Origin of the sequence: Candidatus Saccharimonas sp. (assembly GCA_015256915.3) — a bacterium.
In the GTDB taxonomy this organism is placed as follows: Bacteria; Patescibacteriota; Saccharimonadia; order Saccharimonadales; family Saccharimonadaceae; genus Nanogingivalis.
This window is the reverse complement of record CP076101.2, coordinates 87,889-109,744: the sequence shown is the minus strand read 5'-3', so window position 1 is coordinate 109,744 and position 21,856 is coordinate 87,889. Positions and strand designations below refer to the sequence as shown.

General features: G+C 34.4%; 19 protein-coding genes, 3 tRNA genes and 2 other RNA genes. 8 read left to right on the top strand and 16 right to left on the bottom strand.

Going from position 1 to position 21,856, the window contains the following annotated elements:
- Window position 1 precedes the first annotated feature (1 nt).
- Window positions 2–1,981 (bottom strand): DNA topoisomerase (ATP-hydrolyzing) subunit B, encoded by a 1,980-nt coding sequence (gene gyrB / locus HXL38_000560; protein QWB91061.2) that lies wholly within the window; start codon window positions 1,979–1,981, stop codon window positions 2–4.
- Between the two features lie 136 nt (window positions 1,982–2,117).
- On the opposite strand from gyrB, the gene HXL38_000555 reads away from it, so the two are divergent.
- Complete coding sequence (locus tag HXL38_000555) at window positions 2,118–2,852, top strand: hypothetical protein (protein QWB91060.1); 735 nt, start codon at window positions 2,118–2,120, stop codon at window positions 2,850–2,852.
- Between the two features lie 315 nt (window positions 2,853–3,167).
- On the opposite strand, the gene HXL38_000550 is transcribed toward HXL38_000555, so the two are convergent.
- From HXL38_000550 to ssrA, 4 genes are all read right to left on the bottom strand, one after another.
- The gene (locus tag HXL38_000550) at window positions 3,168–6,095 is read right to left on the bottom strand and encodes a TraM recognition domain-containing protein (GenBank protein ID QWB91059.1); all 2,928 of its coding nucleotides are present in this window, start codon (window positions 6,093–6,095) and stop codon (window positions 3,168–3,170) included.
- Window positions 6,095–6,505 (bottom strand): hypothetical protein, encoded by a 411-nt coding sequence (locus HXL38_000545; GenBank protein ID QWB91058.1) that lies wholly within the window; start codon window positions 6,503–6,505, stop codon window positions 6,095–6,097. Before HXL38_000545 ends, HXL38_000550 begins: the two co-directional genes overlap by 1 nt.
- A 23-nt stretch (window positions 6,506–6,528) precedes the next feature.
- On the bottom strand, window positions 6,529–6,918 hold the full coding sequence (locus HXL38_000540) for a hypothetical protein (protein QWB91057.1): 390 nt from the start codon (window positions 6,916–6,918) through the stop codon (window positions 6,529–6,531).
- A gap of 813 nt (window positions 6,919–7,731) precedes the next feature.
- Window positions 7,732–8,110: a transfer-messenger RNA gene (ssrA, locus tag HXL38_000535) on the bottom strand.
- Window positions 8,111–8,173: 63 nt separating this feature from the next.
- Here ssrA and HXL38_000530 point away from each other — a divergent pair.
- The 4 genes from HXL38_000530 to rplT all read left to right on the top strand — a co-directional run bounded on the left by HXL38_000530 (window position 8,174) and on the right by rplT (window position 10,817).
- The gene (locus tag HXL38_000530; GenBank protein ID QWB91056.1) at window positions 8,174–9,679 is read left to right on the top strand and encodes a YifB family Mg chelatase-like AAA ATPase; all 1,506 of its coding nucleotides are present in this window, start codon (window positions 8,174–8,176) and stop codon (window positions 9,677–9,679) included.
- Between the two features lie 88 nt (window positions 9,680–9,767).
- The gene (infC, locus tag HXL38_000525) at window positions 9,768–10,274 is read left to right on the top strand and encodes a translation initiation factor IF-3 (GenBank protein QWB91267.2); all 507 of its coding nucleotides are present in this window, start codon (window positions 9,768–9,770) and stop codon (window positions 10,272–10,274) included.
- Window positions 10,275–10,276: 2 nt separating this feature from the next.
- Complete coding sequence (gene rpmI / locus HXL38_000520; protein QWB91055.1) at window positions 10,277–10,474, top strand: 50S ribosomal protein L35; 198 nt, start codon at window positions 10,277–10,279, stop codon at window positions 10,472–10,474.
- A 1-nt stretch (window position 10,475) separates the two neighbouring features.
- Window positions 10,476–10,817, top strand: coding sequence for a 50S ribosomal protein L20 (gene rplT, locus HXL38_000515; GenBank protein ID QWB91054.1), 342 nt, complete (start codon window positions 10,476–10,478; stop codon window positions 10,815–10,817).
- A gap of 57 nt (window positions 10,818–10,874) precedes the next feature.
- Here the strand turns inward: rplT and rnpB are convergent.
- An RNA gene (gene rnpB, locus HXL38_000510) (RNase P RNA component class A) lies at window positions 10,875–11,201 on the bottom strand.
- Window positions 11,202–11,420: 219 nt separating this feature from the next.
- A complete protein-coding gene (locus HXL38_000505; protein ID QWB91053.1) occupies window positions 11,421–12,053 on the bottom strand; it encodes a site-2 protease family protein in 633 nt (210 codons plus the stop codon).
- An 84-nt stretch (window positions 12,054–12,137) separates the two neighbouring features.
- On the opposite strand from HXL38_000505, the gene rpmB reads away from it, so the two are divergent.
- Complete coding sequence (gene rpmB / locus HXL38_000500) at window positions 12,138–12,326, top strand: 50S ribosomal protein L28 (GenBank protein QWB91266.1); 189 nt, start codon at window positions 12,138–12,140, stop codon at window positions 12,324–12,326.
- 94 nt (window positions 12,327–12,420) lie between these two features.
- Here rpmB and HXL38_000495 read toward each other — a convergent pair whose 3' ends face one another.
- The 4 genes from HXL38_000495 to thrS are packed head-to-tail and all read right to left on the bottom strand — an operon-like array spanning window position 12,421 to window position 16,403.
- Complete coding sequence (locus HXL38_000495) at window positions 12,421–13,059, bottom strand: MBL fold metallo-hydrolase (GenBank protein QWB91052.1); 639 nt, start codon at window positions 13,057–13,059, stop codon at window positions 12,421–12,423.
- 12 nt (window positions 13,060–13,071) lie between these two features.
- Entirely contained in the window at window positions 13,072–13,686 is a 615-nt protein-coding gene (locus HXL38_000490; protein QWB91051.1) for a transcriptional regulator, read from the bottom strand.
- A gap of 41 nt (window positions 13,687–13,727) precedes the next feature.
- Window positions 13,728–14,612 (bottom strand): tRNA (adenosine(37)-N6)-dimethylallyltransferase MiaA, encoded by an 885-nt coding sequence (gene miaA / locus HXL38_000485; protein ID QWB91050.1) that lies wholly within the window; start codon window positions 14,610–14,612, stop codon window positions 13,728–13,730.
- A gap of 3 nt (window positions 14,613–14,615) precedes the next feature.
- Window positions 14,616–16,403: a threonine--tRNA ligase gene (gene thrS, locus HXL38_000480; protein ID QWB91265.1), complete on the bottom strand. Its 1,788-nt coding sequence runs from the start codon at window positions 16,401–16,403 to the stop codon at window positions 14,616–14,618.
- A 117-nt stretch (window positions 16,404–16,520) separates the two neighbouring features.
- On the opposite strand from thrS, the gene HXL38_000475 reads away from it, so the two are divergent.
- Window positions 16,521–16,597, top strand: a tRNA-Val gene (locus tag HXL38_000475).
- A 46-nt stretch (window positions 16,598–16,643) separates the two neighbouring features.
- On the opposite strand, the gene HXL38_000470 is transcribed toward HXL38_000475, so the two are convergent.
- The 5 genes from HXL38_000470 to HXL38_000450 all read right to left on the bottom strand — a co-directional run bounded on the left by HXL38_000470 (window position 16,644) and on the right by HXL38_000450 (window position 21,632).
- Window positions 16,644–17,738 (bottom strand): DUF262 domain-containing protein, encoded by a 1,095-nt coding sequence (locus HXL38_000470; protein ID QWB91049.1) that lies wholly within the window; start codon window positions 17,736–17,738, stop codon window positions 16,644–16,646.
- Window positions 17,739–17,740: 2 nt separating this feature from the next.
- Window positions 17,741–18,685 carry an adenine-specific methyltransferase EcoRI family protein gene (locus HXL38_000465; GenBank protein ID QWB91264.1) on the bottom strand — a complete coding sequence of 315 codons (945 nt, stop codon included), beginning with the start codon at window positions 18,683–18,685 and terminating at the stop codon, window positions 17,741–17,743.
- A gap of 799 nt (window positions 18,686–19,484) precedes the next feature.
- On the bottom strand, window positions 19,485–21,173 hold the full coding sequence (locus HXL38_000460) for a glycosyltransferase family 2 protein (GenBank protein ID QWB91048.1): 1,689 nt from the start codon (window positions 21,171–21,173) through the stop codon (window positions 19,485–19,487).
- Complete coding sequence (locus HXL38_000455; protein ID QWB91047.1) at window positions 21,173–21,544, bottom strand: hypothetical protein; 372 nt, start codon at window positions 21,542–21,544, stop codon at window positions 21,173–21,175. The genes HXL38_000460 and HXL38_000455 overlap by 1 nt, the downstream gene beginning before the upstream one ends.
- Before the next feature lie 12 nt (window positions 21,545–21,556).
- Window positions 21,557–21,632 (bottom strand) — tRNA-Thr (locus tag HXL38_000450).
- A 97-nt stretch (window positions 21,633–21,729) separates the two neighbouring features.
- Between HXL38_000450 and HXL38_000445 the strand changes: the two genes are divergently transcribed.
- A tRNA-Asp gene (locus HXL38_000445) sits at window positions 21,730–21,807 on the top strand.
- The last annotated feature ends 49 nt before the right edge of the window (window positions 21,808–21,856 follow it).

The following is a 21,856-nucleotide window of genomic DNA, read 5'->3' as shown; positions in this document are numbered from 1 at the left end:
ATTAAACATCCAATTCTTCAAGGTTAACATATTTCGCATTTGTCTGAATGAAACTCTTTCGCATTGAGACTTCACTTCCCATCAACTTCGTGAAAATTGCATCTGCACGCTCAGCATCTTCAAGCCTTAATTGAATTAAGACACGGTTTTCTGGATTCATTGTTGTTTCCCAGAGTTGTGTTGCATCCATTTCACCAAGACCCTTATATCGCTGAATTCCCGTTAGACCAGCCTGCTTGATCTCATTATCTTCTGGATTAATTTGTGTTCCGCGAGCTTTTCTCTCTTCAATTAATTCTTTAATTTTTGCATCACGTTCTTCATCACTATAAACATAATAGTGTTTATTTCCTGAGCCCTTTAATAAGAAAAGTGGAGGCTTCGCAAGATAGATATGTCCACCTTCAACAACTTCACGCATATATCGGAAAAAGAAAGTCATTAAAAGTGTTGCAATATGACTTCCGTCAACATCGGCATCGGTCATAATAATAATTCGGTGATATCGCAAGCCAGAAATATCAAATTGTTCTCCAATTCCAACGCCCATCCCTTTAATAAGTGAAACAATTTCATTATTAGCCAGCATCTTGTCAAGTCGAGCACGTTCCGTATTTAAAACTTTACCACGAAGAGGCAAAATTGCTTGCGTTCGAGCATCACGTCCGTTCTTCGCAGAACCACCAGCTGAATCTCCCTCAACAATATAAAGTTCACACTCTTCTGGTTTCTTTGAAGAACAGTCTGCAAGTTTTCCAGGTAGATTCAAACCATCCAAAACACCTTTTCGAATCACATTTTCACGTGCAGCACGTGCAGCTTTTCGTGCTCGAGCTGCAAGGAGAGCTTTATTCACAATTTTTTTAGCTACAGCTGGATTTTCATCAAGATAGTAGCCAAAATACTCATTCATTACTTGCTGAACATACCGGCGAACCTCTGGATTACCAAGCTTGTTTTTAGTTTGCCCTTCAAATTGCGGGTCTGGTAATTTCACCAAAATAATTGCAGTCAAACCTTCGCGAATATCGTCACCTGAAAGGTTATCTTCTTTTTCTTTAAGAAGATTATTCTTACGAGCGTACTCGTTAATCGTTTGAGTTAAAGAACTTCGAAAACCAACAACATGAGTTCCACCATCTGGGTTAATTACATTGTTCGCAAAAGCGCGAACGTTCTCATTATAGCTATCGTTGTATTGAATCGCCACTTCAACCATCGAATCCTCAACTTGTTTCTCAACATAGAATGGCTGGTCGGAAAGAACTTCTTTACCGACATTTAAACTTTTAACGTAGCTCTGAATCCCTCCTTCGAAATAGAAAGCTTGTCGCTCACCAGTTCGTTCATCATCAACTTGAGTATAAATTCCTTTTGTTAGATATGATTGATGACGGAGATAATTAACAACCCATTTATAATCAAAGGTCACAGTTTCTTTAAAAATTGTTGGGTCTGGGTAAAAAGTTATGCTCGTTCCATCTTCGCGGTTAGTTTTGCCAAGTTTCTTAAGTTCAGTAGTTGGAACACCTCGCTCAAATTCAATCCGATAAAGTTGGCCTTTCTTAACAACTTCAGCAATCATTTTTGTTGAAAGAGCATTCACAACACTCGATCCTACGCCATGTAAACCAGATGAGACTTTATATCCACCTCCACCAAATTTTCCACCAGCGTGAAGAACAGTCAAGACAGTTTCAAGTGTACTTTTTCCAGTTTTTAGATGAATATCAACAGGAATACCTCGACCATCATCAGCAATATTTATTCCACCATCTTCCAAAATTCGCACAATAACTTTTGTGCCATATCCAGCAATAGCTTCATCTATAGAGTTATCAGCAATCTCTTTAATTAAGTGATGAACACCCTCATATCCGGTTGAACCGATATACATTCCGGGGCGCTTTCGAACAGGCTCAAGACCCTCAAGAACTTGGATCTGAGAACCGTCGTAATTATTTTCTTTTTGTTTAGACATTCTTACCTCTCATTCAGAACTTCCATAAATAAAATTTATATCTGTATTATACCTTATTTTATAAAAAAATTCAAATAAAGCTTATTTTTTTATAAAAAATATGCTAAAATATAAGCATTAAGTTAAAAGGTGGGATATGTTTAAAGATATTATTTTAGGTTATTACCGCAGCCCTTCTATGGGTAAAAAAATACAAGATTATAAAAGAAAACTAAAAAATGATTTAAAATGGTGGATTTTTAATATTTTTGCTATTATTTTTGTATTTTTCACAATATTTTTAACTAATATCTTACCTTCGAAAACTATATCTAATAATATAGTAAAAAAAACATCATTTAATCCTAACCTAACTTATACTGTAAAATCAACAGCAAAACACCCACTCCAACCTAAAGATATCATTTCTTATACACTGACCGTAACTAATAATTCAAAAAAAGTTCAGGATTCAAATTTCGAAGTCAATATATCAGACATACTAGAATATGCCAACCTTCTTGATGGAGGAGATTATAAAATCAAAGATGGCATAATATATTGGAATAATTCTAGTATCGAGCCCGGAGAATCAAAAAGCAAATTTTTTGCAATAGAAATTAAAGATAGGATCCCAACTCTTAAACAACAGGGAGAGTCATTTGATTGCTTTATTAAATTAAATTTTGGTGAAGTTTCGAAAACCCCAATAAAATGTCCTTTTATAAAAAAAATCGATTACTTCTTAAATTCAATCCCAACTCTTGAGCAATATACAATTTTACTATTTTTAATTGTTCTATTTTCTATATCAATAGTTATGGCACTTCGTACAAATTTATTATACAAAGAAATACGCTATTTTAGTCAATATTCAGGAGAAATGAAATAATGAAAAATAATCAAACTTACCAAAAAATATTAGATTTCATACATAAAGATTCAAATTTTAAAAATAATCTTTTTCGAAGTATTTTTCACTCTAGCGTTTTAGATTTTTTACTAAATATTGTCGAAAAGATAATAAAACCAAAAGTACTTTTTATATCAATAATATTATCGTTAATTATTTATTACCCCGTTCTTTATATTTCAATGCTTAACGGATTCTCTGTAAGATCAGAGATTTTGATATATTTAATATCAACATTATTCATCTTTTTATCTCTTATAAGATTAATCAAAAATAAAATCAGGTAGTTAATAACTACCTGATTTTAAATATAACCTCGCCATCATCAACTTTTTTATAGTTATTCTTAGCAGCATTAGAAGAGTTATTACTTAAGTTATTAGAGATTCTCGTAGTTCTTATATCCTGAATTACAGAATCATTTTGAATTTGTTGCGGCTTAATGTTTTGCTGAACTTGTGGATTATTTAGATTATTTGAATTATTTGCATTATAAAAACTTACACTTTGGTTCTGCATAATGTTTTTCTGAAAATTTCTCGCTAAATTACTCTTTAAAGGAATATCTGGTCCATTTTGTTGGGTATTAGAATTTGAATTACTGCCCCTTATTTCATCCCTCTTTTTTAGCCAATCATCCAAAAATGAATCTTTTTTAATACTATCACCAGAATCATTTAGATTAGCATTATTAGCGCTGCCTGAGAACGCCCTTTCCTGCCAACTAACTTGATTTTTTTGTTGCGTCTGAGTTTGGCGTAACTGCGGCTGAGACAAATTAGCTCCAGGATTAACACTTAAACGCCTTCGAATTTCATCTTCAACAATAGCTCGAGGACGACCATATTTTGAAGCTGAATATTTTCGAAGTCCTTCACGAATCTCCGGATTGGATTTACCAAAAGGAGGCAAAAGTTTCATTGTGAATGGAGCTGACGGAAATCCATTAACTAAAACAGTCGTAATTGAATTATAATTAGGCGTTTTGGTTAAATCTTCAGCGGTAAATGTTGGTGTAAAGGCCTTTTGAAGAACTTCCGCATCATCAATACCAATCCTACCAACAATCTTGTTAGGAACGTTACCAAAAATAGCACCCTTGATCGAATCTTTCAACTGAGTTGTAAACTGGTTTGCCAAAATTAAATTCAGGCGATATTTTCGAGCTTCAGACAAAATAGATTCAAAAGAATCGGTTGCAAAGTTTTGAAACTCATCAACAAATAGACAAAAATCTTTTCGCTGGTCTTCAGGTATATCTGCGCGACTCATTGCTGCCGCTTGAAACTTCATCACAAAAACCATACCAAGGAGTTTTGCTGCTGCCTCTCCAAGTTTACCTTTCGAAAGATTTACGAGCAAAATCTTATTATTATCCATAACTTCGCGAATACTAAATGCACTCTTTTTTTGGCCAATAATATTATTAACCAAGCCACTTTCGAAGGGCGCCCACTTAGAAACAACCCAAGAAACAAGTTCTCCTGCATCATTAGATTTTTGCGAAGCTGGCCACTCTTTAGTCCAAAAGTCGATTGCGCGTTGATTTCGAAGGTACTTAATTTTTTGCTTTGCGAACTCTGGGTCAACAAGGACTTTTGGAATATCCATAAAAGTTCCTCCATCTGGGTCGCTCATTAGTAGTAATGCCGCATTTCGAACAATATTTTCCATTCGAGGGCCGACAACACCAGTATTTCCTGGATCATAGAGAGATTTCAGCATTGAATTAGTCTCGGAAATCACAAAATCCATCTCTTCAGGACTTGAGGCCTCAAAAATATTAAAACCAAGTGGATTCTCGGTATCACTCGGATCGAAATAAATCACATCGTCCATTCGAGATTGAGGAATCATCCCAAGTAATTCTTCAACAGAATCTCCATGCGGATCAATAAAACAGAAACCTCGTCCGTCCATTATATCTTGATAAGCCAAATTTTCAAGGAGCTTAGATTTACCCATACCAGTCTGACCAATGATATATGTATGGCGGCGGCGATCGTTAACTCCAAGACGAATTTGCTTTTCAACACCGCGGAACTCATTTACTCCAATCAATAGACCTTCTTTCATTAGCTCAGTTGGACCATCAACTTGTCGAATTCTTTGACGCTCAATTTTGCCCGTTGGAATTGAATTTTGATTTGGCAAGTGAAAAATTGTTGAAAGTTCAACACTATTCAAGATATTTTGATTCGTACTTTGAGGGAAAAATCGAAAAATATAAGCAGTAACTAATTCGTCAATATTATTAGTCATATTAAATTTGAATCCATTATATCGCGGTGAATCAAATAAAGAAAATGCTGAAACAATAGATTGTAAAATTGCTTGACTTTTCGAAGCCGTTGAAGAAGAAGTTACCACCCGAGTTAAAACTTCATAACCTGGATATTTAGTTTTATCTTCAATTGCTTGGATTTCTTCATTTTCTAAAGCCGTAAGTTGTGGATATTCGGTATTTGAAGTATTTAAACCGTATGTAGGTGGTTTCCACAAAGCCTCCATAATATCAAGTACGGCTGTAGTATTATTATTTTTCTTACCTTTGCCCTTTCGAATTGACTCAACCTTTTCATTAGATTTAAGAGTCCAGCTCTCAGGTGCAGGCCTGAACATAATTTGAATAGCTGCTCCATCTCCACGTTCAACACCACTCAAGGCATCCAATAATGCACGGGCAGCATCACGACGACTTTCTTGATACGTTGCAATTGGATAAAAGTAGTCTTTTTTAAGTTCAAATTCACCCCCAATCACACCTTGCATCTTTCCTTGTTGAGAAAAAATATTTTCCATTTCAACTTCTTCAAGACGAGCCGCTGGGTATGCAGCAGAGATTGCTTGCTTGATAGTTTCGGTTAAAACCGCAGGAACGACCGCATAATAACGAACAAGACCGTCGCTTGCAACAATTTCGAAAGAAATATGTCTTTGACCATAAAGTTTAGTTTTAAACCCTTTTGTTGCAGTGCTTGCGATAATATTATACATTGTTTGAGCTTCAGAAAGAACTTCGTCTACAACATCCCGTTCATCACGACCACCAACCTCAAGGTCATCGCTTGGTGGCGGAAGGTGAATTCGAATTGGCACCATTTTTAAACCACGCTCATAATTTTTTGCCTCTTGGACCATTCTTTTATATTGGTCAAAAGCAAAATAAGAAGCCACGCAAATAATTACAAAGCTAATAAATAATATTATCCAAATCCCCATTACTTCCCACCATTTATAATTCTGTTATATCTTTTTTTCAAATAGTCTATCTGCATTTCTTTAAATCGAACCTCACGAGCATATGGATCGCCCTTAGTTTCAACTATCATCTTCTTCAAATCTTTCACCCATTCATCTTCCATAAGGTCGATATCTCTTGCAGTAGCTGGAACTACAGCTACTGGGCTGTTTGCCGATGATTCCTGAACTGCTGGCAAAATAGCTTGTGAAATTGGCTGCTGAGAATCTTGATTCGAAAAAGCTTGCATAGCTTCGGCTCTAGCCTTATCACTATCAATTCTGTTTATATTTTGCTCAAAGCCAAAATTCCCCACTTCGTGAGGATTATTTGTTGGTTGCGATTGAGCTTCAAAAACTCGTGGAATTTCAAGATTTTTTTGCGGTTCCATATATAACTATTATATCACAAACGTTAGCGTTTTGAAATGTAAATTATTGCGATTGCTTCAATAATTATCAATAATAATATTTCGAATACTCCGACTCCGCCGGTGGATTGTTTTGCTATAATTCCAATTGGAGCAAAAGCGAGCGCAGCAGAATATTTCAAAAAGAAAGCTGGATTTTTTTCTTGTTTTTTTAGTGAAGGCTGGCCCTTTCTGACTAAAGAATATGCAAGCGAAAAAACCCGATGTGAAGAATATAAAAATATCGCAATAATACCAAGAAAGACCAAATATATCATCGCAAATAATGCAAGGATCCCAACCGGACCAACTTTATTAGGAGAAGTTTGAGTGAGCATTAAAAAAATACCAACACCCGACAACCCAGACAGACTAAAAATAATTTTTGAAATCATAATATAATACCATTTTGTTAGATTCAGCCCAAAGAGTAAGCAAGTACAAAGAGCAAACAAGTAGATTTCCATCATAACAAAATACCTTACTAAAATATGTGGTCTACGGCCTACTCTTTTGATGCCTACTCTTTTGAGCTAGTTGACCGCTTCTCGCAAGGAGAAGCATATTTCATTGAGGGTTCCTTAAATATCTTCTTTTGAAGATACAAGTACTTATTTTAGTGCCTCAGCGCTCTACGCATCTATACTATTTGCGGAGCTTTTTGGCGTTTCGAAAATAAGTTAAAAATCCAATGACGATTTTATAAACCTTAATTTCAAATCGCCGTTCAAACTCCGTAAAAAGTCTAACGGACAACTCAAAATTATTAAATTTTAAAATTTCTAATGTGCTTGGTGAAATGTACAATACTGTTTTTTATTTTTGCTTTTTATTTCTTTCAAAGCTATTCTTATTCTATCACAAGCTTTTCGAAAAGTCAATACCATAAGCGCAATAAAATTAGTTTTGTTGTACTTTTAACATGTTTAAATCTGTTAATTTTAATGAACAAAAAAATTATACAAAAAAGTATTGACTTTATGCTTATTTTAGATTATTATAGAGGTAGCTTATGAATAAAAAGTTTATACATGAGCCAAAAATAAAAATTATTTCAAGTGAATCCCGCAGTTCACATAAAACTCTAAAATTAAAAATCAAAAACTCCACATTACTATTTATAAAATGAGCGTTCCTCGCAGTCGCTCATTTTTATTTTTCAAAAAATAAAAAACATCTTATATGAAAGATGCTCTTAAGAATATTTTTGGTGGAGCTGCCGAGAACTGCCCTCGGGTCCAAAAGGTAACATTTTAGCCTTCTACAAGTTTAGTCAATTTTGGTTAAAATTTAATACTTAAAAAATCAACAAAAATATATTAAAAGTTGCGAAAAAAATCTCACTTAAAATTTATCGCGAAAATTTTAAGCTATCAGTGAAAAAAATATGACACTTTTCGAAATACACACTGCCCCATTTCGAAAAATGGTTGCCAATAAAATTAAGCAGCAACTGGTGCTGAAGCTGGAGCAAAGAATGCTGCAACTTTAGCTGCAAAGTTTTTTGCATTTATTTAATACTTTACGCAGTAAACGACTTGCAAGCCAAACTGTTAAATTCCTCTTGTCTAAAGCTAATTCAGCCCCAACATATTTACATTATATCATAAAATTGAGATTTTTAAATGCTTATGATAAAATTATTACATTATGGTGAGTAAAGTTATATCAGCCGCACCAATTGGCTATGAAGCAGAGATTATTGAGGTGGAAGGAGATTCTTCGAAAGGATTACCAAGCCTACAAATTGTTGGAATGGGAAATAAAGCAATCGATGAAGCAAAAGAGCGAGTTCGAAGCGCAATTAAAAACTCAATGTTAGATTTCCCTGCTAAGAAAATTATCATCAATTTAGCACCTGCAGAAATTCCAAAAGACGGAACTTTTTTCGACCTACCTATTGCAATTTCGATTTTAACGCTCTCAAACCAACTAAAGCAGCACGAATTAAAATCCCGCGTATTTGTTGGCGAGTTATCACTAAATGGAGATCTTAGACCAATTAAAGGTATTATCAATATTGTCGAAAAACTTCGAAGCCACGGAATTAAAGAAATTTTCTTACCTATTGAAAATTTAGGAACAAGCTCAATAATAGACGGTGTAAAATTAATTGGCGCAAGAAATCTTAAAGATATTTTTCTTCATCTTAAAAATGAAAAAATAATAAAAAATGAAGAAAATATTAACACTTTTAAAGATAATAACGATGGCATTATTCTCGATGATATTATCAGTCAAGAACAAGCAAAAAGAGCTCTAACTATCGCGATAGCTGGAAGGCACAATATACTACTAACTGGCCCTCCAGGAACAGGAAAAACAATGCTTGCCCAAGCCGCCTTAAATCTACTGCCACCGCTTTCGAAAAGTGAGTTATTAGAAGTTTTAAAAATTCACGGTTTAGTTGATGAAATTAACTCAAATATTTTGAGGCCTTTTCGCACGCCACATCATACCGCAAGTAAAGTTTCCATAATTGGAGGCGGTTCGAAAGCTTTACCTGGCGAGATTAGTCTAGCACACAATGGTGTTCTATTTTTAGACGAAATGCCAGAATTCCCCAAATCTATACTCGAAAGCTTACGGCAGCCGTTAGAAGATAGAAAAATAACCATAACTCGCACAAATCGAAAAAGCTCTTATCCTGCAAATTTTATGCTTATTGCAACAATGAACCCCTGCCCTTGTGGTTTTTATGGAGACACAACAAAAGAATGCACTTGTTCATCCACACAAATTCTTAATTACCAAAGAAAGCTTTCTGGACCGTTAATGGATAGAATTGATATGGTTGTTAATGTTGATAGAATACATAACAAAAATCTTCTTTCAAAGAATAACAATCAAAATTCTGAACATGCTAATGCTAAAAAACAGATAGAGATGTCGTTAGAATTACAGCATAAGCGTTATGATTGCAGTAATTTATACAACAGTATGGTTAAAACTAATGATGTAAAAAATAGATTTAATATTTCGAAAGAAGCTGAAGATCTATTAAATTTAGCAACATCAAGGCTTGACCTATCCGCTCGAGCATTTCTAAAGATACTTAAAGTTTCGCGCACAATCGCAGACCTTAATTCATCAAAAGATATTAAAGTAAATCACATTAGCGAAGCTTTACAATATCGTCATAAAAATGAAAATTAAGTAAAATACTTGATTTATTTTAAAAAATTTGATAAAATAATATGCGAGTAAATTGCTGAAAAATAGCAATTCGAAAGGAAGGAAAATTATTAGCAAAAAAATTCGAATAAACGAAGAAATTCGCGCTCGCGAAGTTCGCGTTATCGGTCAAAGTGGCGAACAACTTGGAATTATGAGTTCGAAAGAGGCTTTTAATCTTGCTCAAGAAGCAGGACTAGATCTTGTAGAAATCTCACCAAACGCTGAACCGCCTGTTGTTAAAATTATTGATTGGGGTAAATTCCAATATCAAAAAATGAAAGAACAGCAGAAGAATAAGCGTAAAGCCAAACAAGTTGAACTTAAACAAATGCGCTTTGGGCTAAAAATTGGTTCTGGAGACCTGGATATAAAACTTCGAAAAGTTAAAAAATTCTTGTCTGCAGGAAATAAAGTTAAAATTCAAATCGTTTTCAAGGGTCGAGAAATGGCTCATAAAGAAATTGGATTTGAAATGGCTGATAAAATTGTTTCCCTTCTCGAAGAAGAAGCTATAGTCGAGCAAAAACCTCAGATGGCTGGCCGCAATCTGAGTTTGGTAGTAAGGAGTAAATAATAATGCCTAAATTAAAAACACATAAGGGCACAGCAAAGCGAATGAAGCTTACTGGAAGCGGCAAAGTAGTACGCCGTCGGGCCTTTAAGAACCACATGCTTTCCAAGAAAAGCAAAAGTCGAAAACGACGAATTAACACCACTGCAACTGTAGAAGGAGCAATGGCTAAAAATATTAAACGAGCATTGGGAGTAAAATAATATGCGAGTAAAACGAGGTGTAACAGCACGAGCAAAGCATAAGAAAATCCTAAAAGCAGCTAAGGGTATGCAACATGCGCGAACACGCTCATATCGATTAGCTAAACAAGGCGTAATCCGCTCATTGCAATACGCATATCGTGACCGCCGAAATCGCAAACGAGATCTTCGAGCCCTATGGATTACTCGAATCAATATTGCAGCGCGCGAAAACGGAATCACTTACGGAAAGCTTATCGCTGGCTTGAAAGCTAAAAATATTGAACTTGACCGAAAAGTTCTTGCAGAATTAGCAGTTAGCGAACCAAAAGCTTTTGCGAAAATTGTTGAATCAGTAAAGTAATTCTTCAATAAAAACTAAAAATCACACTTTCGAAAGAGGTGTGATTTTTAGTTTAAAATTAAAAGCTTGTCTATAAGCCGGGTTCTGTCGTGGATAGTCATCTATCTAGTTTAAGAATTACTCCTTAAATCAAGCGGTTATCGAATTATGGCGAGCAACCATTTTTATAATTCTCCTTGCAGCAGACAGGGTTTACCTCTTACTTCGCGTCACCGCGAGCAACTGTGAGCTCTTACCTCACTCCTTTCACCCTTACCTTTTCAGGCGGTATCGTTTCTGTGGCACTTTCCCTAAGGTTTCCCTCGGTTGTCGTTAACAACTGCCTTGCTCTATGCTGCCCGGACTTTCCTCTAATTTTAAATTAGCGACCATCTAACAAGCTATCTTCTATTATATCAAATTTCAACAAATATAAAAAGCCCCGCCAACTTTGATATTTTCCCCGCATAAAATTATACGGTGGATACCTCCTCAACCTACTACCACGATAGTAGATCATCGTTTGGAGTTCCTTTATAAATGATTATTCAGGAAAAATCATTCGCCAGCAGGGCTTACTTTAATTATACCAATTTTTAAAATAAAAATCCAGTGTTTTAAATTCTACAAACCAAAAATCCGTAAAAAAGCTGAGAACCCTTCAAGAATGAGACTCATTGAGAAATTAACATAATTAGAAATTACGGTAGAAAACAAAAACATTAAAGCTAAAATAAAAATTGAACCGTAAGATTCCAGCCTGTCAAAAAAATCTTGAATAAATTCTGGTGCAAATGGTTGAAGAATTTTTGAACCATCTAGCGGCGGAATCGGAATTAAGTTAAAAATCGCCAAACTCAAATTAATTAGTGTAAATCTACCAAAAATAGCCGCGATATCACCATGTGATAAGTTTAAAGCGTGCATTATCGTAAAAGATATGAACGCCATTATAAAATTAGACAAAGGCCCAGCAAGAGCAACGAGGGCCATACCCCATTTGCCCCATTTAAGCTCCCTAGAATCAACTGGGACAGGTTTTGCACCACCAATTACAGGAAGATTTGAAAATACGCACAATATCGGTAAAATAATACTAATATAAGGGTCTAAATGCGCAATTGGATTTAAAGTTAATCTTCCCTCCCTTTTTGCTGTTTCATCACCCAATAAATAGGCGACAAATCCGTGAGAAAATTCATGAACGATCATTGCTACTAATATTGAAATTATAGATATAAATATTATAAAAACCATATATCTATTATACACCACTTGACCTTTTTTAAAAAATACGTTATAATGGAACAGATTGTAAATATTAAAGTAAAGAGAGTTAAAATGGCAGTATGTGATTTAACAGGAAAAGGAAAGCAACACGGAAACAACGTTAGCTTTTCATTGCGACGCACAAAACGAACTTTTAAGCCAAACATCCAAAAGAAAACTATTATTATTGATGGTAAAAAAGTTCGACTAAATTTGAGCACCGCAGCTATCCGAACTTTGAAGAAAAAAGGTATTCTATAATATTTTTATCTCAAAAGAAAATTCCCACAATTTTGTGGGTTTTTTCTTATATAAAAAAGAGCCTATCTTCGAAAGATTAGCTCTTTAAAAAATATTATTTTGTCCGTTCAATTTTAACTATTGTCATTTTCTCAGGTAAACTTGTAGCTGATTTCACTTTATACTTTGTAGTTTTTTCAACATCAACACCTAGTTCTTTTTCGAAAAGCGCAAAATCAGATTGAGGAACTTCGTAGTTAATCCCATCATCAGCATAATGAACAGGAATAATTATTTTCGCATCAGATCTTCTAGCAATATTTGCCGCAGCTGTTACATCTAGAGTATATCCGCCACCACCAATCGGTAAAACTAAAATATCCAAAACACCAAGGTTCTCAAGCTGGTCATCAGATAAATTTGGGTCAATATTTCCCAAAATACCAATTCTAACACCACAAACTTCAACACTATAAATTACAGATTTTTCACCATCCTTGTCTTCATCAATATGCCGTTTTTCTTGATAACCATTTATAGTAAAATCTGACACTTCATAACTTCCAGGATAGGATATTGAAAGCTTAAAATCTTCATTACTAGTTTTAAACCTCTCCTCAGTGGCAAGCTCAACCCCTTCTTTAATAACTAAATCTTTGTCACCAAAAATAGAATGTTTAGGATCAGTTATTAATGAAATCTTTTTTGTAGAAATTACGATACTGTTTGCACCCTTATATTCAATATCAAACATTTTTTACTCCCATTATAATTTTTCAAGTATATTCTCTTTATCAAAGACTATTTTGTAATTATTTTTAAATAACCCTTTCATAAAGGTATCTTGCGTAGTGTATCGATAATAAAAATCTTCCATAGATAAAATCATATAGTTTAGCTCACGGCCTTCTTTCTTCTCAATATCTGAAGCCCAATTCGAAAGCTTTTTATCCTGGTTATTTCCAACTATCAACATATCAATATCCGAATCCACATCATCAACGAAAACTCCAAATAATACAAGAATATCTATTTGCTTTTGAATATTTTCAACTTCAGACTGCCATCTATCTATAGAAGATATTTTTTTATCAACAGAAACACTCTCGTTCATTTTAACTCCAGCAAAAATCGCCCTTAGCGGAAGGTAGTATTTAAACCTCTGGTTCGCTTGATAGAAAATCTTCCTATCTTCTGTTGAGTTTTTTACGATGCCAACACTTTCAAGATTGGTTAGTTCTCTCCGAACAGAGTTAACTTGTTCATCAATAATTCGCGATATTTCACGAACATAAAACTTCTCTTCTGGACTATTGAAAAATAGGTTTAAAAGTTTAACCCTCGTTTTTGAGCCAAATAGTGCATTTATACTCTGTTCCATAAATCTATTTTACCATATTTTTCAAAAATCAACTAGACCTTTTACAACTTTTTTATACATTTATTAATTTTCGAAATAATAAATTGTTCAGCATCTTTTAAATCAAGCCACACTATATCTTTATTTCTCTTCATAAAAGTTATCTGTCTTTTAGCCAATCTCCAATCCCGCACAGACATCTTATCAATAAGTTCCTTTTCATCCAATTCTCCATTCAAAAAATTTCGAATTAACGGATAAGCATTTGCTGTCATTGCTTCAGAATTTGGGCCATATTTCTGTTCAACTTTTTTGTATTCTTCAATTATTCCAGAGATAAAAAAATGCTCATTTCTTTTAAAGATTTTTTCTCGTAGTTCTTCGCGATTAGTTGTTATTCCTACAACAATATTATTATACTTATTGTGTTTTTTACAACTTTTACCCTTTTCGCTTATGCTTTTTTCTATTGATCGAATTAGATATCGCTTATTCTTATTATTTTCTGGCATTTCAATTTTATTTTCAAAAATATACTTTTGTAGATCTTCGACAGTTCTCTGGTTCAGGCCTTTTCGAAAATCATCATCAACTTCACCACCAAAGTTATAATCATATAAAACCGCATCAATATATAATCCAGTTCCACCAACTAAAAATGGAATTTTACCACGATCTAAAATATCATCAATCTTAGCATAGGTATATTCCTTAAAATCTGCTGCAGTAAAACGCTCTCCGGGCTCAACTAAATCAAAGCCCCAATGCATAACACCTTCTTGCTCCTTAATCGTTGGTTTTGCAGAAGCAATATTAATATCTTTATAAATCGCACGTGAATCAGCAGAAATAATCTCACCGCCAAAAAGCTTGGCTAATTTTATAGCCAAGCTCGTCTTACCGCTTGCAGTCGGGCCAGTGATTATAACTAAAGTGTTATTTCTCATACTTTATATTTTTCGAATAAATTCCACTAAATCTTGAAGAGTAACTTTTTCTTCAACGAATTCACTATTTTTTCGAAAACGAACACTAACTTCATTATTTTCTTTATCTTTAGGGCCAATAATTAGCTGAACCGGGATTTTCATTGCAGTTGCCTCACGAATCTTCTTTCCTAATGATTCATTGCGTCCATCTACCGAATAGCGAATCTCATTGAGTCTAACTGGGGAATCAAGAACAGTAGCTGAAAGAATCTTCGAAACTTCTTCAACGTAATCATTTAAAGTATCGTTGATTGTTAAAATTCGAACTTGCTCAGGAGCTGCCCAAAAATCAAACCAGCCAGCTTTATGCTCAATATAAACACTCATAAACCGCTCAATTGAACCGAGTAAAGCACAGTGAATCATCACAGGCCGTTCATCTTGGCCTTCAGAATTTTTATATGAAAGTTCGAATCGCTCAGGCTGAACAAAATCAAGCTGAACCGTTGCAACTTGGTGTTCACGACCAATTGCATCTGTTGCCATAAAGTCGATTTTTGGTCCATAAAATGCTGCTTCACCCTCTTCTTCAAAATAATCTAAATTATTCGAAATAACCGCTTTCTTAAGCTGATTTTGTGCACTTTCCCAGACCGCCAAATCACCAAGATAGCTATCAGAATCATCACGATAGCTAAGGCGCACTCGAAGTTTCATTCCAATTCCAGAATAAAGCTCATGGGCAGCAGCTAACAAGTTTTGAATTTCACCTTCAATTTGATCAGTTCGACAAAAAATATGCGAATCATCCTGTGTTAAAGAACGAACACGGTTCAAACCACCAAGCTCACCAGTTTGCTCATCACGATAATCTGTTGTTGTTTCAAGATAACGGATTGGTAAATCTTTGTAGCTTCTTGGATTCGAAGCAAAAATCTGTGTATGATGTGGGCAGTTCATTGGTTTTAGTGCAAATTGACCACCAGTAACCTGCGATTTCACCAAGAAAAGCTCTTCGCCAAATTTAGCCCAGTGTCCAGATTTTTCATACAAATCTTTTTTAGTAATGTGCGGAGTCCAAACTTTTTCGAAACCGTATTTTTGGCGTAATTGATTTGAATAGTTTGCTAAAACATCGCGTAAAATTGTTCCACGCGGCGTGAAGAGTGGCAAACCAATGCCAACAAGTGGAGAAACGGTATACAAATCAAGTTCTTTACCAAGTTTACGATGGTCACGTTTTTTGGCTTCTTCCATTCGTTCAAGATATTCATCGAGTTCTTCTTGCGTTTCAAAAGCCACACCATAAAGTCGTTGCATCTGTGGTTTTCTCTCATCACCACGCCAATAAGCACCCGCCACACGCATCAATTTAAAAGCGCCAACTTCGCTAGTATTCGAAAGGTGTGGACCTCGGCATAAATCCTTATAGTTTCCATTAGTATAAAAACTAACAGTTTCAGCACCATTGCCAAGCTCAAAATCACCTTCAGCAAGGATTTTTGCGTCTGTTGTGCCAGTATTTTTCAAATCATTCAAGAGTTCCAATTTATATGGTTGATTAGTTTCTTTTGCCCAAGAAATTGCTTCTTCAATTGAAACTTCGCTTCGCACAAAATCTTGCTTTTCAGCAATAATTCGGCGCATAGCTTTTTCAATTTTTCCAAAGTTTTTTTCTGAAATTTTATTTTCGCCTAAATCAATATCATAATAAAAACCATCACTGATTGCTGGCCCCACACCGAACTTTGCGTCCTTATAAATTCGCTGAACTGCTGCCGCCATAATATGCGCAAGGCTGTGACGCATTTTAAAAAGTTTTTCTTCTTTATTATCCACTTAAAATCCTTTCGAAAATAATATTTTAACTCTTTTTATTTTATCACCACTTGAATTTTCTTGCAAGCTTTGCTAAAATAAAACCACGGGCGATTAGCTCAGTTGGCTAGAGCGTCACATTGACGTTGTGAAAGTCAGAGGTTCGAGTCCTCTATCGCCCACCAAAATTAAAATCAAAACAGCCTTCATTTTCGAAAGCTGTTTTTTATTTTAGTTATTACTCTTTTTAATATTATCTTGCATGCAAAGCATTTGGCAATTTTCGATAACTGTTTTACCACCCTTACTCCACGGCACAATATGGTCGGCATGCATTTCTTCGAGCTTAAAATATTCTCCACATAACGAACAAATTCCGTTTTGTTGCTCGTAAGCTTCTCTTTTTTGATTTTCTGTAAAAGTTCGCAAGCTCAACCAACGTTCTTCGCCTGTTAAAATATATCTATAAATTCCAGACTTCTTAGTAACTTCATCATCTTTCAATAATTCAACAATTCGATTTTCAATTTCAGTAGTATCAAAATTTTCTCTGCTAAATCTATTATATAGCTCACCCCAATTAACACCTTTCATTTCTTTGCGATAATTTATAAATGTCATTTTCACCCAAGAAATAACATTTTGAAAATATAACCAGAGCTCGTTTGCGTTTTGTTTATTCTGATTTTCAGACATATATTTTTCAATCTCACCGTTCGATATCCAATCAAGAGCAATTTCAAGATAATCTTGCCGAATTGGCGAACCGTTCAAATAATCTTTTGCTAAATTCCAAGCTGGACAATTATTTTTACTAAAAATACTCTTCGCATGCGTCAGCCATTCCCCAGTATAAATAGCATTACGAAGTTCCTGATCTGTTAACTTTTCGCCAGCAATATTAATGACTTTAAACCAGTCAAGCTTCTCTTTATCGTTACCTTCACAAAAATAAATCATCAATTCATAATTCTTAATCTGTTCCTTTTCAAAATCTGTCAAATTGAAAAATTTCCTCCGATTTCCTTCATCCAAAATTGAGAATTTATTATTTAAATATTCACAAATTGAAATTGTTCGTTGTTGCCCATCTAAAACTTCAAAAGTTCCATCAGAATTTTTCACCCAATACATCACATTTAGCGGAAAACCCTTTCGAACCGTATCAATCACAGCATTTCGTTTGCGATCATCATAAACAAATTCTCGCTGATACTTTGGGCGAATATTTAACTTTCCGCTAAAGCCAACAACACCTTCTTCATTATTGTTTCGATAGCCTTCAAAAATATCTTTGATTTTTATCTTATGAAGTTCAATTTTCATAATTATTTACTCACTTTCTTATTCTTTATAAATAGCCTTTTAAAAGTTTCTTTTCCATTCAAATACGAACTTCTACCATACACTCCGTCTTCGTCTTGACCAACCCAACGATTAGAGCCTATTAATTCAAATTGATCTGGATTGAATTTATCAAGAAAAGTAATTGGTACACCCATAACACCGTCATAATCTTGCGGAATATCAACAACTTTCGAAACTTCAATTGCGTCATAATTATCATATTTCGGAAATTCTTCAGCGGTATATTTTTTATATAAAATCAACTCCTGATGGCGTTTATCTGTTTCAAGATTCGTAAACCAAGATATTGCAGGAACTTTTCCATACTTTACACCATTTTCTATACGACTCCATTTCTCATAACTATCACTTAAAGCAAACTCCATAGTTTTATTAACATCATAACCAAGCCAAATTTTGTTTTCTTTTATTAATTTAAAAATCTCTTTATAGGTGATTGAGTTATTATTTCCCATAATTAAAAATTGCTTTCCATACTTAATCAATTGAGCGATATATTCTCTAAAAAGTGAAAACGGTGGATTAGTTATGATTATATCGGCTTCTTTTAATAATTTAATACTCTCTTGATTGCGAAAATCTCCGTTACCCTTGAGCAGAGTTTTCTTGGCACATTCAGCAGTTACGGCGCCGTCTTCAATCATTTCTTCTGTTAGTTCCAGTTTATAAGTTGGCCTTTCAGAATCATAATGAGTGGTTATAAGTTTCTTTAAGCCAAAAAACTTAAAATTATTCGCAAAATATAAGAAGAAATTACTATTTTCAGGGTCGTCGCAATTACAGTAAATTATTTTGCCATAAAATTGGTCACGATACCTTTCACACTCCTTCTCAATATCATCGTATTGTGTATAAAATTCATCATTTTTGACCTTTTTTGCTCGTGTGAGATTTTTATTCGCCACGAAAAATCCTTTCTTTTTCGAAAAAGGATTTTCATTTTTACTATAAATAAAATAGGACACTCCTTGCGAAGTGTTCTAAAATATTTATAGCAGACCCAATTGAGCCAACAAAATATGATTCGCGTAGAGTGCCCTATCTAAGGCTCAAATACGCAAAAAATAACTTTTTCGAAAGTCTGCTTTATATTTATAATATTTTAGAACACTATCATTATATCAAAAAACCAACTTCTTTGCAAAAAACTCAATAGATTTTACAACTTTTGTTCTTTTTTTCTTAACTACATATAGCGTTATGGTGTTTTTAGTTTTACACATTCCATCAAAGCTTTTCCACAAGCTGGTTTTTAGCTTTCGAAAATTTTTATTCATTTGGTGAGATATTTATTTTGGGTTGTTCGCTTTTTTGAGTTTGACTTTCGTGTGAAATGTTTTATTTTCAAAAACTCAATTTTATTAAAAAGCGAACAAAATTTTTAACTTTCAAAAAAAAGACACTCAATATCGTAATTATGCTTGCTTTTTTAAATAAAACGCTGTAAAATAAAAAACGAGATTAGACTTCGGAAAAAGTCTAATCAGGTTTGGGCAAATAAAAAACTATAAAAAATGAAAGTTTTTCTAGTAATCCTCTGTTACATTCATATTGGCACATTCCCTTTTGTCACCCAAACGACAAACGATTTTTTGGTAAGGTTTAAGAAAATCTTACAAATGCTCCTACATCAGGCGGTCAAATTGGCCGCTTTTAAATTTCATGAATATTAAGCCAAAAAATAAAATACCCTTTTCAGAGTACTTATTTTTTTTGCTTCTTTAAAGCTCGTCTTTTAGCTCTTTCAGCCTTCGCACGTTCAACATCTTCAATTCGCCCTTTTTCAGTAACATCAAATTTATCAAGATATTTACCGAATGCTAAACGAGTTTGTGAATATGCTGCTGCTGCTGCGTTATAACATATTGAAGTTACAGGCATATAAACCCACTGCGCAACCATCCATAAAGAACGGCGTTTTCTATAGCGTTCTGGGCGTGGCGGTAGCATTTTTAAGCTAATCAAGATTGTGATAAAAATCCCCACAGTTGCAACTTGCTGAAGTGTACTAATCACATTTGGTAATTGATGCACAATCACGCTACGAGAAGAAGCAGCATAAACAATCAGTGGTACCCAACCGCCAAAGGCAGCCATTGGTGATTGAAAAACAGCTGTTACATGACCATCGATCAAGCGAATAAGTTTCATTAAGCCATCAACAATTGGCACATTGCGAGTTTTCGAAAAGTATAAATTAGCAACATATGGTATATCGCTTGCTCCGTACATCCAGCGACGAAGCTGAATAAACTGTGCCTTGAGCGTTTTTGGTAAAGTTTCACTTAGAACCGCATCTTGGTAAATTGGTACACGAATCGGCACCACATAATAGTCGCTACCAAAATGAAAATAACTTCTCCAAAATTGATGACCATCTTCAACGATTGTGCGAGTTGACCAAAAATCCATTTCAACTAAAGCATCAAGAGGTTGTGAGTGTGAAGCAAAATTTCGTAAAAGATGCGGCCGCATTGTTGAAACGATATTCCAGAATGAGTTGCCAGTTGCGACCACACGCATTGGAGCTGGAACATCCCAAATATTATTCAAAAATAACGAAACTGGCTGATACGAAAGTCTTTTACGGTCTTCATGAACAATAAAACTATAAGTTGCGCAAGCAAAATATTCCTTATGCGGCTTATTATCGCTATCAAGCGTTGTAACGAGTACATTTTCGAAATGAATTTTATTGTTTTCACAATATTTTTGAAGCGCTCGCCCAGCAAAAGTAATATTTCCACCCTTCCCAACAACTTCATTTGGTAGATTTTTTGGGTGTTTCACAATTTCAAAAACACCAAAGCTTTTCGAAAATTCTTTTTTAAGCCTAATTGCAGTTTTTTCAATTTCTTCACCGCCCCGCTCTTCATATGCCAAAAAAATTAGCAAGTTTTTTGCATCATAATTTGAAGCCAAAACAGATTGAATAGTTGGCTGAATCACTTCATAAGGCTCATTATAAGCTGCAATAATTACCGCATTTTTCACCTTTGATGACTTTGGAAAGCTAGCTGGATTTTCTATAATATCATTCAAATTCTGAAGATGGTTTTTAAACTCATATTCATTATTTCTCTGATTTTTGAGAATATCTAAAGATTTTTCAGCATTCTCAAGCTCATTTAGACGTTTATTCCAATCAACTTTTTGAGCTTTTTCAATCTGAAGATGACCCGTTATCATTCGATAGGCAATTCCAATTGCCTTAACAAGAAGAGTTGTGATAATCGTTAAAAGATAAAGAGATGCCAAAAAAGGAGAAAAAGCCGAAAGTATAAACATTAAAATAATTGCACCAAAACTCAAAAAAGCTGGCAGAATTTCGAAAAAGCGATATTTAAAAGTTCGCTTTCCAAGTGGAATTTCAATATCAACTTTCTTGCTCATTAGTTTGGAATCTCACGAATTGAAGTGCCTATAATTATTATACCAACCAGAACAAGAATAATACTAAAAATTGCAAAAACTGCAGCCGCACGCCTACCAGAAATGTTATAAATTTTTGCGATAATAATATTATGAATAAATGAAATAATTAGACCAAAAATAGCCAAAACAACACGATAAGTCCAGGAATCTTTATAAAACTCACTAGCTCCAAAAACTGTATAACGCACGTTCAAAAGATAGTCATATGATTTTGTATTCAAAATCATAAAAATAAAGAAAATAATTCCAGACATGAATACAGAAGCCATCAAAATTAACATTTTACGGTCTTTTAGAATTGGTTTAAATAAATTAACTATTGTTTTCATAAAAAAATAAATTGGAGCCGATGAGCAGGATTGAACTGCTGACCTACGCGTTACGAGTGCGTTGCTCTACCAACTGAGCTACATCGGCACATACTTAAATTATACCACAAACTTTTTGAAAAATAAACCAAAAAAGTGCTTGATTTTTTGCTGGGAGTCTGATAAAATTGTATTAGTCTACTGATGCGCTCGTGGTATAGTTGGCCTAGTACGCCTCCCTGTCACGGAGGAGATCGCCGGTTCGAATCCGGTCGGGCGCGCCAAATTTAGACTTTAAAGAATCGCTTTCGGGCGATTTTTTATTTTATTTAA